Consider the following 1145-nt stretch of genomic DNA (forward strand, 5'->3'; position numbering starts at 1 on the left):
CGCATTAAGAGCCTAACTGATGATATATTTCCATATAAAATCAATAACTTACAAGCCGATGGACTGCTTGAGGTTAATGACGGCCACCTTGTCGTAACAGACAGTGGGAGGCCGTTAATCAATGCTATCGTTAGAGAACTACTTCCCTAACGTTAAACACCGCGCGACAAAATCTGACAAATCGCATCAAGGTCATCAAGGGTCGCATACTCGATGGAAAGGCGGCCTTTTTCACTTCCACTCTGATGCTGAATGTCTACCGGCATTCCAATTGACGAGCTGAGATCAGCCTCTAGTGCACGCGTATCAGCGTCTTTTTCGACACTATTTCGTGACGTTTTAGTTTTCAAAACAAGAGGTTCTTTGCTCTTTTTCGCCAACTTTTCAGTATCGCGAACCGAAAGCCCTCGCTTAACTACATCCCGCGCCAGCTCTGACGGATTTGCTGACGTTATGAGTGCCCGAGCATGGCCAGCGGTTAGGTCACCCCGTTCCAAAAGCCCCTGAACATCGGTTGGTAACTGCAATAGGCGCATCATATTGGCAATGTGGCTGCGACTCTTCCCCAAAGCACTGGAAAGTTGTTCCTGAGTGTGGCCGAATTTCTCCATTAGCTGCGCGTATCCTACAGCTTCTTCAATCGAATTAAGATCTGCGCGTTGGATGTTCTCAATAATCGCAATTTCAAGGACTTCTGTGTCGTCATACTCACGCAAAATAACGGGAATTTCATGAAGCTTGGCCATCTGTGAGGCGCGCCAGCGGCGTTCACCAGCGACAATTTCATAGTCGCCTGCGCGACGAGGATTAGCGCGGACAATCAAAGGTTGGATAACGCCCTTTTCAGAGATCGAATCTGATAGTTCTTTCAACTTTTCTTCATCAAAACGGCGGCGCGGCTGCTCAGGATTGGGTGCAACACGCTCAATCGGAACGATCATTTCAAGCTTTTTGGGTGCATCCGGCAAAGCGGTCGTGTCAGAAACATCTGTTCCTTGATTTATATCAGCCATAAGCGAGGAAAGCCCTCGACCCAAACCACGTTTTTTCAAATTTCCAGTGCTCTGCGTCATGATTGGCCTTTCTTGCCCACAAACTCTTTTGCCAACGAGCGGTATGCTTCGCTCCCTTTAGACGTTGGATCG

2 protein-coding genes are annotated in these 1145 nt (G+C 48.0%); one reads left to right on the top strand and one right to left on the bottom strand.

Annotated features, from left to right (window positions below):
• The first annotated feature begins 24 nt into the window (after nucleotides 1-24).
• A complete protein-coding gene (locus tag ACTG34_RS13795) occupies nucleotides 25-150 on the top strand; it encodes a hypothetical protein (RefSeq protein ID WP_439105440.1) in 126 nt (41 codons plus the stop codon).
• A 2-nt stretch (nucleotides 151-152) separates the two neighbouring features.
• On the opposite strand, the gene ACTG34_RS13800 is transcribed toward ACTG34_RS13795, so the two are convergent.
• A complete protein-coding gene (locus tag ACTG34_RS13800) occupies nucleotides 153-1073 on the bottom strand; it encodes a ParB/RepB/Spo0J family partition protein (protein ID WP_439105439.1) in 921 nt (306 codons plus the stop codon).
• Nucleotides 1074-1145: the final 72 nt, after the last annotated feature.

This window comes from Celeribacter marinus, assembly GCF_965656515.1.
Taxonomy (GTDB): Bacteria; Pseudomonadota; Alphaproteobacteria; order Rhodobacterales; family Rhodobacteraceae; genus Celeribacter; species Celeribacter marinus_D.

What these genes read in the sequence shown, in the direction of transcription:
- ACTG34_RS13800 (WP_439105439.1), bottom strand. Translation starts at nt 1,073, where the DNA reads ATGACGCAGAGCACTGGAAATTTGAAAAAACGTGGTTTGGGTCGAGGG.